The following is a 12,755-nucleotide window of genomic DNA, read 5'->3' as shown; positions in this document are numbered from 1 at the left end:
ATCAGGTACGCTTTATGTCGTTACATCCTGCCGCTACGGTACGGCCTCTGACCGTCGCTCCCTGGACGCTGACCGACAGCCATTATCAGCCACAACATCTTTTACTGCAGGAAACCCTGCTTAGCCTGGCAAATGGCTATATCGGCAGCCGTGGCACGCTGGAAGAAGGCGCACCCAAGGGCGTCGCCAGCTGTGAAGGCACTTATTTAAACGGTGTCTTCAGCAGCGAGCCAATTCACTATGGTGAGTCAGCGTACGGTTTTGCCCGCAATAACCATAAAATGCTGCAGGTCGCTAACGGTAAAGTGCTGCAACTGCAGCTGGATGGTGAAACTGTCAGCGTTGCCACAGCAAGCTCACATCAGCGCACGCTGGATATGCAGCAGGGTGTGCTGCAGCGTGACATGCACTGGAGCAGTAAAAGCGGCAAACAGCTGCGCATAACAAGCCGCCGTTTCGTGTCGCAAGCCAATACGCACTTGATGGCAATTGAACTGACCATTACCGCCCTGAATTTTTCCGGCGATATTACCCTGACCAGTCAGCTGGACGCCGCTTACCCGGGCTTTTATAAAAAAGATGACCCGCGCGTGGGTGAAATGTCGATTGCCGACAGTTTAACGCTGCTAAGCCAGCAGTTTCAGCAGCAACATGGCCTGATGTTACACAGTGCTAAAGGCGCCGATTTTCTTGTTGCGGCGGCAACAACACACTTGTTGCCCGCCGGTGCTACGTTAATCGGTCAGGATCAGCAACAGGCCAATACACTGACACAGCAATTTAGCTTGTCACTTCAGCAAAACGTTGCCCAAAGTGTGCATAAGCTGGTGATTTACTGCCACAGTGCCGGCACTGATGAAAACGCGTTAAGCCAGCAGGCGCTGACTTTACTGGATGCGGCAAAGCAGCAGGGCTTTGCCGCTTTATTAACCACCCACCAAAACTGGTGGCAGCAGTTCTGGCAACAGGCCGATGTACAGATCAGCGGTGACATCGCGCTGCAGCAGGCCATTCGTTTTAATCTGTTTAGCCTGGCGCAATCGGCTGGCCGTAACGGCAGCAGCAATATCGGCGCCAAAGGCTTAACCGGGCCGGGATACGATGGCCATTATTTCTGGGACACTGAAATTTACGTCGTGCCGGTGATGAGCCTGACTCGGCCCGACATTGCCAGGCAGTTACTAACACAGCGCTACAGCCAGCTGGATGCGGCCCGCGAGCGGGCACAGCAAATGTCGCACAGTAAGGGCGCACTGTACCCGTGGCGCACCATTGGCGGTGAAGAATGCTCGGCCTATTTCCCGGCTGGCACCGCGCAGTACCATATCAACGCCGCCATAGCCTACGCGATACGCAGTTACTACCTGGCGACAGACGATTGGGCTTTTATGCAGCAGATGGGCGCCGAAATGCTGATCGAAACAGCCCGTTTATGGCTGCAGCTCGGCTTTTTCTCTGCCAGCAGCGGTAAGTTTGAAATTCATATGGTGACCGGGCCGGATGAATATTCGGCACTGGTGAATAACAACTTCTACACCAATGCGATGGTACAGTTGCAGCTACGTTTTACGCTGCAAGTTATGCAGCAGTTGCAACAGGAAAACAGCCCATTGCTGGCACAGCTTGGCGTAACCACGTCAGAGCTGCAGCAATGGCAACAAGCCGCAGATAACATGCATCTGCCATTTGACGACAAATTGCAGGTGCATCCGCAGGACGACAACTTTCTGCACCGTAAGCCCTGGGATTTCGCTAATACCCCGGCCGACAAATATCCGCTACTGCTGCACTACCACCCACTGGTGATCTATCGTCATCAGGTATTAAAACAAGCCGACGTGGTACTGGCGCTACTGCTACTGGATGACGCTATCCCCACGGCGCAAAAGCAACGTGATTTGGCTTACTATGAACCGCTGACCACGCATGACTCCAGCTTATCCAGCTGTATTCACAGCATTATGTTCGCCGAAACCGGAGATACTGGCCGGGCGCATGAGTTTTTTGGCGACAGCGCACGGATGGATCTGGATAACCACCACGCCAACACCGAATTTGGCGTACACATTGCCTGTATGGCTGGTAGCTGGATGTCGTTGGTAATGGGCTTTGCCGGTGTACGCTCACGGCCGTCAGGTTTGTATTTCAAACCGCAGCTACCGCCACAGCTACCTGGCCTCAGCTTTCGCTTATGTTACCGCGGCCGGGTGCTGCAATTCAGCGCCGACAGCCGTCAGGCCAGCTATCAGCTACTCAGTGGCGAGCCGTTAACGCTGCACCACGGCGCAGAAGCCATTACGCTTAACCAGGGCGATAGTATCAGCCGCGTAATAGGAGCATCCACATGAGCTGCCGGGCCGTTATTTTTGATTTGGACGGCGTGCTGACCGACACCGCCATTTACCATTTTTACGCCTGGAAGGCCTTAGCCGACAAGTTAGGCATTGCCTTTGACGAGCATGACAACGAGCAGTTAAAAGGCGTTGACCGCTTAGGCTCACTGCGCTGGATCCTGCAAAAAGGCGGCGTAAGCCTGAGCAGCGCCGATGAAAGCCGGCTAATGCAGCAAAAGAACGCGCATTATCTTCAGCTGATTGACCATATTACGCCGGACAACCTGTACCCGGGCGTACAGCCATTGTTTACCGCATTACGGCAAAGCGGTATTAAAATTGGCCTCGCCTCAGCCAGTAAGAATGCGGCCTTTGTCGTTGAGCGTTTAGGTATAGCGGCACAGTTTGACTATATTGCCGACGCCAATAAGGTCATAAACAGCAAACCCGACCCCGAGGTGTTTTTACTGGCAGCGAAAGGGCTGGGTGTCGCGCCACCGCATTGTATTGGTGTCGAAGATGCCCAGGCGGGCATAGAAGCCATTAACCGCGCCGGTATGAAAGCCATAGCTATTGGTGATGCCGCAGTATTAAACGGGGCATTAAAGATTTACCCGGACGTAGCTGCAATTACACTGACAGATTTGCTGAATGTTTAGTGTGCTCCTAAGCAGTGGCGGTTAGCATTGCTGACGGGGCGACACAGAGTGTCTGACTGAGTGCGTCAGCGCGAAGGAGTTGCTGTGGCGAGCCCGACGGCAATGGTAACGCAAGCCACGACAAAGTTTAGCTCTTCATCTGGTTTCATAACCTGTAAGAAAAGCTAACTTTTCCGCAAGCTGGACTGGCGCTGTATCAACTTCACCGGCAACAATTGCGATGCCGCCTTACCGCCATTGATCCGCTGCAGCAGCTGCGCCACCAGCAATTTGCCGCCGGCATGGGTATCCTGTTTTACCGTACTCAGCGACGGTGTGCAGTACGCCGACATCGCAATATCATCAAAACCGGCAATCGCCACTTGCTGTGGCACCTTAATACCGTGCTCCAGTAAGGCTTTCATCGCCCCCATTGCAATAGCGTCACTGGCGGCAAAAATGCCATCCAGGCTACCAAGCTCTTTAAACAGCGCCTGCTGTGTCTGTAAATAACCGTCCTGCGCGGTAAAATCGGTATTCAGTTGCAGTGCTGGCTCGGGTTTAATACCGGCCGCTGCAAGCGCATCCTGATAGCCCAGGTAACGCATTTCAATTTCGCTGTGGCGTATATCACCCAGAAAAGCAATCCGCTTACAACCCTGCGCCAGCAGATGCGCAACGGCCAGCTGCGCGCCCTGACGGTTATCGCTGCCAATAACCGGGAAAGGTTCGGCACCGGTTGCAGCACCCCAAACCACAAAAGGCACACCTGCGGCACTTAATTGCTCGACCCGCTCATCATGCTCGCCCTGACCAATCACAATCAGGCCATCAGCGCGTTTAGAATCAAAATAGTAACTGCGCCAATCTTTGTCGGTGGTTTTGCTGGTGCTGAGCAGCATATCATAGCCCTGATGTGTCAGCTCATCAGCAATCACGCCAAGGATATCGAGTAAAAACGGGTCAGTTATTGCCTGTTGGGTTTTAGCATCAAACAAAATAATAACGGCGATGGTATAGCTTTTTTGCGTACGTAAGCTTCGGGCCGTGGCATTAACTTTGAACTGATGCTCAGCCGCTATCTGCTGCACTTTTTGCCGGGTCTGGGCATTGATCACCGGGTTGTCACGCAGTGCGCGTGATGCTGTCGATTCAGATACGCCAGCCAGACGGGCGATATCGGATAATGTCATAGTTTTTGCTGGTGTAATGGCCACAATACCTGCTTTTTTAACGCTGATTCATTGTCGGCCCTTAATAATGCCCGAACAGACTGCGCCCGGCAACGTTAAGCGGCGCTTTAACTTTCCAGCAGGATAAACTTACTTTGCAATCGTATGCAAAAACATCAACCACACTATTGCAATCGATTGCAATATCACCTATGTTTAGTTTCGCACGGTATCAGGCACGCCAGACAGAGCATTAAAATGCCCGGCAAATAACAACAGACCGTGCCATCATCGACAGGATAGCAGGAGAACAATAAATGAACGCCCGACTCAATAAGATCAGTGCCGCGCTGGCATTGCTCTGTAGCATGCCGCTTATTGCCCAGACCAGTACCGAACAAGCCAGCGACACCCAACCGCAGGGTGATATTGAACAGATCGTTGTGACCGGTAAAGCCAGCGGTATGTCTGGCTTTAAGGTAGATACCAGTTACGCCATTACTAATGTGTCGGCCGAAAACATCGGCCGGCTGGCACCGAAAAGCACAGCAGAGCTGTTTACAGTGGTGCCCGGCGTCTGGGCTGAAAGCTCGGGCGGTATTGCCGGTGCTAACGTCTTTGTGCGTGGTTTTCCCAGTACCGGTGACGCACCATTCTTAACCATACAATTAAACGGCGCCCCTATATTTCCGCCGCCAACCTTATCGTTTTTAGAAAACTCATCTATTTTCCGGCTGGATGAAACCGTGCATTTTATGGAAGCCCTGCGCGGCGGCTCTACGCCGGTGCTGTCCAACGGTCAGCCCGGTCTAACCACCAACTTCCTGTTAAAAGAAGGCAGTGAAGTAACCGAAGGCCTGGTGAAATTCTCTACCTCCAGCTACGGCCTGCGCCGGGTAGACGGCGTAGTTAGCGGCGAAATTGCCGACCGGCTATATGTGATGGCAGGCGGCTATATCAGCCGTTCTGAGGGGCCACGCGAAACCGGCTTTAACTCGGAAAAAGGCCACCAGTTTACCGTTAACGTTACCAAAGAGCTGGATAACGGCAGCATTAATGTGTACACCCGCCAGACCGACGACCACGGTGTCTGGCATTTACCGGTTGCGCTGAACGTGGCCGGGGTTGATAACAGCTACAGCCAGATTGGCCCGAATAACCGCTTGGGTGAGATAGCCTTTGGCCCGGATAACGAGCGGCAAAGCTATGACTTTGGTGACGGCCGCGGCTGGAAAGGCGGCATTACCGGCGGCACTGTCGATTTGGACCTAACCGACAGCTGGCGCTTACTGTACCGCTTCAGCCATATTGATGGCGAAGCCAATACACTGGGGCTGGTGCCGGAAGGCGGCGCCACCACACTGGCTAACGTGGCAGGTATTAATGGCCCGGTAACCGGTGTCACCACCGGCACACTGTACGATGACGATACAGTGGTACAACAAATTGGCCGCTGGGTAGTCTTAAAAGATATCGATGCCTTTACCAATGATCTGTCAGTCAGTAAAACCACTGACAACGCCGTCTTTACCCTCGGTTATTACGCCACCAATTTCTCAGTGCAGGACTGGTGGTCTATCGGTAACCAATCCTGGTTTGTCGTAGAGAAAGGCGGCGAAGCGCTAAGCGGCATCGACTGTAACGACAGCCTGGAAAGCTGCAGCTGGAACTACGACATTGACGCCACCGGCGATGGTGACACCAGTGCAGTGTATGCCGCGGTAGAGTATCAGCTGAACGAGCAATGGCGGGTAGACGTTGGCGCCCGGCGCGAAAACCACAAAATAACCTATGTGGTAGACGAAGGCTTAACCGGCGATATCAGCAAAGCTGTTGACTACGATGAAAGCAAAACCGCCTGGACTGCCGGTGTAAACTGGATGTGGCAGCGTAATATGGGCGTATTCGCGCGCGTTAACAAAGGCAATAAAATGCCGTTTTTTGACGATTTCCGCGACAATTTCGGCGCCTTTGAAAGCGGTGACAAGTTAATTAAAGAAGTCACCCAGTATGAGTTCGGCTACAAATGGGCCGAGCAAAACTACAGCATGTACCTGACCGCGTTTTACAACGAAGTCGACGGTGAGCTGTTTGTCACCCGCCCGGGTGCGCCGGCAGAAGTGTTAACCACCGAAGCTATGGGTATCGAGTTTGATGCCAACTACCGTGCCGATAACGGCTTTGCGGTAAACCTGAACGCTACCGTGCAGGACACTGAAATCACCAACCACCCGGATCCGTTGGTGGTGGGTAATCAGGCGATACGCCAGCCGGACTGGATGCTACGGGTAACACCAAGCTACGGTTTTGATGTCGGCGATATGTTTGCCACGCTATATGGCACAGTGTCAGCAGTAGGCGACCGCTATGGCGATAACGCTAACAGCGTCACGCTGGATGGTTACAGTAAAATTGACCTGGGCGTACAGCTGGATATTACCGAGCAATTAAAAGCCCAGTTATCTGTGGCTAACCTGACCGATAAAGATGGCATTACTGAAGGCGATCCGCGCAGTGCCGGTAGCCCGAACGGCCGTTACATTATGCCGCGTAGTATCGAGTTCAGTATCAGTTATACCTTTTAAACCTTACTCCCTCTCTTCACCCATATTGCCTCCGACCCGTTCGGAGGCTTTTTTTCGCTAAAAATAAATGTTAGCCGCCAATCAGAACCCGTACGGGTGGTTTTTTATTAACCTTATGTAGTGTATATTTGTACAGCCTCAAAGCCTTCGTTGTCATAACCGGAAATCACAATGGATAAAATCGATATTCGCGGTGCCCGCACCCACAACCTGAAAAACATCTCGCTGACGATACCGCGTGATAAGTTGATTGTGATCACCGGTTTATCCGGCTCGGGTAAATCGTCGCTGGCATTTGATACGCTGTATGCAGAAGGTCAGCGCCGTTATGTCGAATCGCTTTCGGCCTACGCGCGGCAGTTTTTAAGCCTGATGGAAAAGCCCGATGTCGATCATATCGAAGGCTTATCACCGGCGATTTCAATCGAGCAGAAATCCACTTCGCATAACCCGCGCTCAACCGTCGGTACCATTACCGAAATTTACGATTACCTGCGTCTGCTGTTTGCCCGCGTTGGCGAGCCGCGCTGCCCGACACACGATTTACCACTGGCGGCGCAAACTATCAGTGAAATGGTTGATAAGGTTACTGCCTTCCCCGAAGGCACCAAACTGATGGTGCTGGCACCGGTGGTGCAAGAGCGCAAAGGCGAGCACGTTAAAACGCTGGAAACCTTAGCCGCACAGGGTTATATCCGCGCCCGCATCGATGGCGAAGTGTGTGACTTATCTGACCCGCCAAAGCTGGACTTACATAAAAAACACACCATTGAAGTGGTGATCGACCGCATTAAAGTACGCGACGATATTAAAACCCGGCTGGCAGAATCGTTTGAAACGGCGCTCGGTTTATCCGGCGGCGTGGCGCGGGTGGCGCTGATGGACGAGCCAAACGCTGAAGAGTTGGTATTCTCAGCTAACTTTGCCTGCCCCAGCTGCGGTTATTCGATGGTCGAGCTGGAACCGCGGCTGTTCTCGTTTAACAACCCGGCCGGTGCCTGCCCCAGCTGTGACGGTTTAGGCGTAAAACAATATTTTGACCCGAATAAAGTCATTGTCAGCGACGAGCTAAGCCTGGCCGGTGGTGCCATTCGCGGTTGGGATAAGCGCAATTTTTATTATTTTCAGATGCTAAAATCGTTGGCCGATCACTACGGTTTTGCGCTGGATGTCCCCTTTAACAGCCTGAGCAAAAAGCAGCAGGACGCCATTTTGCGCGGCAGCGGCAACACGGTAATTGACTTCAAGTACTTAAACGACCGTGGCGACATCGTGCAGCGCAGCCACCCGTTTGAAGGTATTTTGCCGAATATGGAGCGGCGCTACCGTGAAACCGAATCGAATGCGGTACGCGAAGAGCTGAGCAAATATCTGGCGCATCAGGCCTGCCCGAGCTGCCACGGCACGCGCTTACGTGAAGAAGCGCGGCATGTGTTTATCGGCAAAACGAACCTGCCGGAAGTGGTCGAGCTGTCTATTGGCGATTGTATGGCATTTTTCCAACAGCTTTCGCTTACTGGCCAAAAAGCGCAAATCGCCGAGAAGGTATTAAAAGAAATTCAGGACCGTTTAAGCTTTCTGGTTAACGTTGGCCTGAACTATCTGAATCTGTCGCGCAGTGCCGAAACCCTATCCGGCGGTGAGGCGCAGCGCATCCGCCTGGCCAGCCAGATTGGCGCAGGCTTAGTGGGCGTGATGTACGTGCTGGATGAGCCCTCTATTGGCCTGCACCAGCGCGATAACGACCGTTTACTGGGCACCTTAACCCATCTGCGCGATCTGGGTAACACCGTGATCGTGGTCGAACACGACGAAGATGCGGTACGTCTCGCCGACCATATTATCGACATTGGCCCGGGCGCTGGCGTGCATGGCGGTAATGTGGTGGCACAGGGTACACTGCAGCAGGTTATGGCCGAACCGGACTCTCTTACCGGCCAGTACTTATCTGGCACGCGTAAAATTGAGGTACCGCAAAAACGGCATAAACCCGGCAAAAAGTGGCTGGAGGTATTAGGCGCCAGCGGTAATAACTTAAAAGATGTCGATATCGCTATTCCGTTTGGCCTGATGACTTGCATCACCGGGGTATCCGGCTCAGGTAAATCCACGTTGATTAACGACACCCTGTTTCGGGTGGCACACCGGGTACTGAACAAAGGCGAGGGTGATGACCCGGCACCGCACCGCGAAATTAAAGGCCTGGATCATTTCGATAAAGTGATTGATATCGATCAGAGCCCGATTGGCCGTACACCGCGTTCGAACGCCGCCACTTACACCGGTATTTTTACTGCGGTGCGCGAACTGTTTGCCGGTACGCAGGAAGCCCGTTCGCGCGGGTATCAGGTCGGCCGTTTTAGCTTTAACGTTAAAGGCGGACGCTGCGAAGCCTGCCAGGGTGACGGCGTCATCAAAGTAGAAATGCATTTTTTACCCGATGTGTATGTACCGTGCGATGTGTGTAAAGGCAAACGCTACAACCGCGAAACGCTGGAGATAAAGTACAAAGGTAAAAACATTCACGAAGTGCTGGATATGACGGTAGAAGATGCGCTCGACTTCTTCGAAGCCATACCCGCCATTAAGCGTAAGGTACAAACGCTGATGGACGTCGGCCTGACGTACATTAAACTTGGCCAGTCGGCTACCACGCTTTCCGGCGGTGAAGCACAGCGGGTGAAACTGGCGCGCGAGTTAAGTAAACGCGATACCGGTAAAACGCTGTACATACTGGATGAGCCTACTACCGGCCTGCATTTTTACGATATTCAGCAGCTGCTGAACGTACTGCACCGCCTGCGTGACCACGGCAATACGATAGTGGTCATAGAACACAACCTGGATGTGATTAAAACCGGCGACTGGATTATTGATCTCGGCCCGGAAGGCGGCAGCGGCGGCGGGGAAATTCTGATCGCCGGCACACCAGAGCAGGTAGCAGATTGTGAAAAATCGCATACCGGCAAATACTTAAAACCGTTGTTGGGTAAGTAATATTTCAGGTGCGGCGCTTATAACCAGCGCCGCACTCTTTCGCAGTAAGCCTGATAGTCAGCGCCAAACTTTTGCAGTAAAAAGCGCTCTTCCGGCGCTATCTGAAACCGGTTCATATACAGCACAAACAGCGGCAGCAGTGCAATAGCAGCCACATTCATCAAATAACAAGCTAACGCCAACAACAGCAATAAAAAACCTAAATACATAGGGTTGCGGCTATAGCGGTAAATACCGCGGATCACCAGGCTGGAGCTTTGCTGCGGCACGCGTGGGTCTACCGTGGTATTAGCGCGGCGAAACGCCAATACACCTGACAGCGCAATAACGATACCGGTAACAGTAAAGATACCAGCCAATACCTGCCGCCATAACAGTGGTACTGCCAAAGACGGCGTTAGCTGTGCCAGCAGCCACATAGCCAACGCAAATAACACTGCAAGAGCCACTGGTGGGATTTTAAGTTCAAGTGCCTTCATTGCCGTTATCCATTAATTCTTCATAGTGGCATCATACTGCTTAGCTAACTTTCATCGGCTAAAATGTTGTTGTGATTGCGCTTCTAAGTGCATATTAAAGTGTCAAGCAGGCGTCCAGCTTACTGAAAAATATGCTCACGGTGAAACGCCAGGAACTGTGCTGCTGGATAAAATTTCTCAGGCAATGTTATAGGTTTGCCATGAAAGCTGGCGATTGCGGCAGTATAAAACTGGTCGCTTTTATCGGTATTTTGGCTGGACACGACTACTCGATAATCTTCATCAACAGTAATCAGACCCAAATCAAAAGCCTTATCATGCAAAGCCGATAACGCTAAGCCGTTATGTGGATTTAACCTATTTTGCTCATCTGTTTTCCAAGGCACTATATGGCTGGCCACCAGCAGTTTTGGATTAGCCAAGCCACTAATACAACAGCGCTGGTTGTAGGCACTTATTACAGCACTGCGGAAAAACTGCTGACCAATACGTACTTTCACTGCTGCCAATTTAGTTGTCTCTGCATTGCTCGCGGTATTCACACAATCAGTAAAATTATCTACACCTAACTCTTGTTCAGCTTGAGCCATAGCGACAGAAAAAGCTGCCCAGTCTTGCTGCATTTCTTGCCACATGACTTTGTCCGCACTGGAAGCCCCAGTTAAACCAGAGCGGCCACTTTGAGTTATAGCAGGGTCAAGACTTGCGATATTAGACAGTTTCATCGCAACAGCTGAAGGAGTCCGACTAACCAAATTAGCATATTGAATAACGTCAGGATTGCGGGAATGAAACCGACCAAAAGGTAAACGGAAATAAAGACTAAACACTATTAAGCTTTGTTGTCTCGTCCAGCGTACTGTTGCCATATTATATTTACATATCTCAGCCTTCCTATATAACCAACATAATGTCATTGAAATTAAAAATAAAAAAGGGCAACAATTGTTGCCCTAAAACGCTAGTGTAACTCCTTGTTAAACTTAGAACTGGCCAGTAACGCTTAATCCATCAGTTTCGTTTTTGAATCATTAATTTTGTGTTGTTGGGTTAAACATCTGCTCGCAGTTGTCGCAGGCGAAGTAACGATACTCACCGGCACATTGAACATAACCCGTCGCACCGGCGCGTACCTGCCAGTTGCAGCTTTGTTGCTGATACGTCAGCGTGCCTTCAATGGCACAGGGCGCGTAGTTGTAATGATCATGCAGCGTTTTATGTTCAACCTCGGCTGCCTGCTGAAAAAACTGCTTTACCTGAATATTGCTAAGGTCAACGTCTGACGGTTTACATTGTTGCGGCGCGTCTGAAACAAAATCGGCGATATACACGTTGTTGATGTCGGCCGCTTTAAATAGCTGTGGCTGACTGCCGCAGGCCTGCAAGATAATACAGACACTGGCTAGAATAATACTGCGCATTACCAACTGGCTCCTTTAGCTTCACCCGGGTTTTTATACGATACCTCGGGATGGCGGTAAATATCAGCTTTGGTTAGTGAAAAGTGGCTGTATAACTCACCAAGCAGCCATTGCAATGACGTATTTTGTGCCGGGGTTACTGCTTCATACTGAGTGTCATCCAGGTGCTTACCGACAATTTCGATACCCAGCGCATCGGAGTTTACCGGGTAACGAGCCGGGTAAGCTTTTTGCCGTTCGTGTGCATCCAGTGCTTTTATCTGGTTGCTCCAGGACTTGGCCAGAATAACGGCCATTTCAGCACTGTCGCAACTGTTCTTGTCCAGTGTCAGGCACTTGGATTTAATCAGCCGCCCGACATGATAACAGCGCTTTTGTGTGCTGGCGGTCTGGTAGATATCACCATTCTTCGCGATCAAAAAATGTGCACCATTGCCTCCGGCATTATAGCCATTGAAGGTATGCTGGGCCGTTGGTGCATCGGTCTGATGCACCACCACAGCTTTTACCGTGGATAAATTGCCGTGCTCTATACTGGTGTAACGCTTTAGTGTGATTTTGGCATCGATCAGCATGCCGTCTTTATCTACTGTAGACATTGCGCTTTCCAAACCTGTTAAGCTAAATACGGTATCAGGTATAGCGTAAAACACTTAAAAGGTAAACTTTATGTTTATTTTTTGTATATTAAAGATGCAGATGGCTGCTTCCAGGAGAAATGCTATGTTGAAAACCTTTTATGCTTTGCTGGCAACCAGCCTGCTGCTATCAGCACAAGCGGCGACGTTGTTTGGTGAAACGGTAGACAAAACGGCGGTGATGCCGGTAAGCCAGCTGCTACAGCAGCCCGCTAGCTATCTCGATAAAACAGTAACCATTAGCGGTACTGTTGATTCTGTTTGCAGCAAGCAGGGCTGCTGGATGAAGTTCAGCACTGAGGATGCGACACTGCCATTTCGGATAAAAGTACGGGATGGCGATATGGTATTTCCACTCAGCGCAAAAGGTAAAACCGCTTATGCCACCGGTACTGTGCGGTTATGGCCGCAAGGTGAAGATGAACCAGATGCTTACCAGTTGTATCCCACTGCAGTAGAAATAGCTGAATAAAGTTGTGACCGAATAACAGC

At 51.2% G+C, this 12,755-nt stretch carries 10 protein-coding genes; 5 read left to right on the top strand and 5 right to left on the bottom strand.

Translation table 11 applies throughout. From position 1 onward, the window contains the following. Nucleotides 1-14: 14 nt before the first annotated feature. Entirely contained in the window at nt 15-2,348 is a 2,334-nt protein-coding gene (locus tag LHL18_RS05780; RefSeq protein WP_226766154.1) for a glycoside hydrolase family 65 protein, read from the top strand. Beyond that, the gene (pgmB, locus tag LHL18_RS05775) at nt 2,345-2,992 is read left to right on the top strand and encodes a beta-phosphoglucomutase (RefSeq protein ID WP_226766153.1); all 648 of its coding nucleotides are present in this window, start codon (nt 2,345-2,347) and stop codon (nt 2,990-2,992) included. Before LHL18_RS05780 ends, pgmB begins: the two co-directional genes overlap by 4 nt. A gap of 164 nt (nt 2,993-3,156) precedes the next feature. On the opposite strand, the gene LHL18_RS05770 is transcribed toward pgmB, so the two are convergent. Further along, a complete protein-coding gene (locus tag LHL18_RS05770) occupies nt 3,157-4,164 on the bottom strand; it encodes a LacI family DNA-binding transcriptional regulator (protein ID WP_226766152.1) in 1,008 nt (335 codons plus the stop codon). Nucleotides 4,165-4,460: 296 nt separating this feature from the next. Here LHL18_RS05770 and LHL18_RS05765 point away from each other — a divergent pair, with 296 nt between their 5' ends. Then, on the top strand, nt 4,461-6,728 hold the full coding sequence (locus LHL18_RS05765) for a TonB-dependent receptor (RefSeq protein WP_226766151.1): 2,268 nt from the start codon (nt 4,461-4,463) through the stop codon (nt 6,726-6,728). Nucleotides 6,729-6,899: 171 nt separating this feature from the next. Beyond that, nucleotides 6,900-9,725, top strand: a complete 2,826-nt coding sequence (gene uvrA / locus LHL18_RS05760; protein ID WP_226766150.1) for an excinuclease ABC subunit UvrA — start codon at nt 6,900-6,902, stop codon at nt 9,723-9,725. A gap of 17 nt (nt 9,726-9,742) precedes the next feature. Here uvrA and LHL18_RS05755 read toward each other — a convergent pair whose 3' ends face one another. The 4 genes from LHL18_RS05755 to LHL18_RS05740 form a co-directional block, all read right to left on the bottom strand. Further along, complete coding sequence (locus LHL18_RS05755) at nt 9,743-10,204, bottom strand: methyltransferase family protein (RefSeq protein WP_226766149.1); 462 nt, start codon at nt 10,202-10,204, stop codon at nt 9,743-9,745. Between the two features lie 119 nt (nt 10,205-10,323). After that, entirely contained in the window at nt 10,324-11,121 is a 798-nt protein-coding gene (locus LHL18_RS05750; protein ID WP_226766148.1) for an HNH endonuclease, read from the bottom strand. Between the two features lie 114 nt (nt 11,122-11,235). Beyond that, complete coding sequence (locus LHL18_RS05745; RefSeq protein WP_226766147.1) at nt 11,236-11,625, bottom strand: hypothetical protein; 390 nt, start codon at nt 11,623-11,625, stop codon at nt 11,236-11,238. Further along, on the bottom strand, nt 11,625-12,224 hold the full coding sequence (locus LHL18_RS05740; protein WP_226766146.1) for a peptidoglycan recognition protein family protein: 600 nt from the start codon (nt 12,222-12,224) through the stop codon (nt 11,625-11,627). Before LHL18_RS05740 ends, LHL18_RS05745 begins: the two co-directional genes overlap by 1 nt. Before the next feature lie 124 nt (nt 12,225-12,348). Here LHL18_RS05740 and LHL18_RS05735 point away from each other — a divergent pair, with 124 nt between their 5' ends. Beyond that, nucleotides 12,349-12,735: a DUF4920 domain-containing protein gene (locus LHL18_RS05735; protein WP_226766145.1), complete on the top strand. Its 387-nt coding sequence runs from the start codon at nt 12,349-12,351 to the stop codon at nt 12,733-12,735. The last annotated feature ends 20 nt before the right edge of the window (nt 12,736-12,755 follow it).

It is taken from the genome of Rheinheimera aquimaris (assembly GCF_020531985.1).
Lineage (GTDB): Bacteria > Pseudomonadota > Gammaproteobacteria > Enterobacterales > Alteromonadaceae > Alishewanella > Alishewanella aquimaris.
This window is presented reverse-complemented; position numbering and strand designations above follow the sequence as displayed.

Coding starts and splice junctions, on each gene's coding strand:
- LHL18_RS05750 (WP_226766148.1), bottom strand. CDS start 11,121: ATGACATTATGTTGGTTATATAGGAAGGCTGAGATATGTAAATATAAT.
- LHL18_RS05740 (WP_226766146.1), bottom strand. CDS start 12,224: ATGTCTACAGTAGATAAAGACGGCATGCTGATCGATGCCAAAATCACA.
- pgmB (WP_226766153.1), top strand. CDS start 2,345: ATGAGCTGCCGGGCCGTTATTTTTGATTTGGACGGCGTGCTGACCGAC.
- LHL18_RS05745 (WP_226766147.1), bottom strand. CDS start 11,625: ATGCGCAGTATTATTCTAGCCAGTGTCTGTATTATCTTGCAGGCCTGC.
- LHL18_RS05770 (WP_226766152.1), bottom strand. CDS start 4,164: ATGACATTATCCGATATCGCCCGTCTGGCTGGCGTATCTGAATCGACA.
- LHL18_RS05780 (WP_226766154.1), top strand. CDS start 15: ATGTCGTTACATCCTGCCGCTACGGTACGGCCTCTGACCGTCGCTCCC.
- uvrA (WP_226766150.1), top strand. CDS start 6,900: ATGGATAAAATCGATATTCGCGGTGCCCGCACCCACAACCTGAAAAAC.
- LHL18_RS05765 (WP_226766151.1), top strand. CDS start 4,461: ATGAACGCCCGACTCAATAAGATCAGTGCCGCGCTGGCATTGCTCTGT.
- LHL18_RS05755 (WP_226766149.1), bottom strand. CDS start 10,204: ATGAAGGCACTTGAACTTAAAATCCCACCAGTGGCTCTTGCAGTGTTA.
- LHL18_RS05735 (WP_226766145.1), top strand. CDS start 12,349: ATGTTGAAAACCTTTTATGCTTTGCTGGCAACCAGCCTGCTGCTATCA.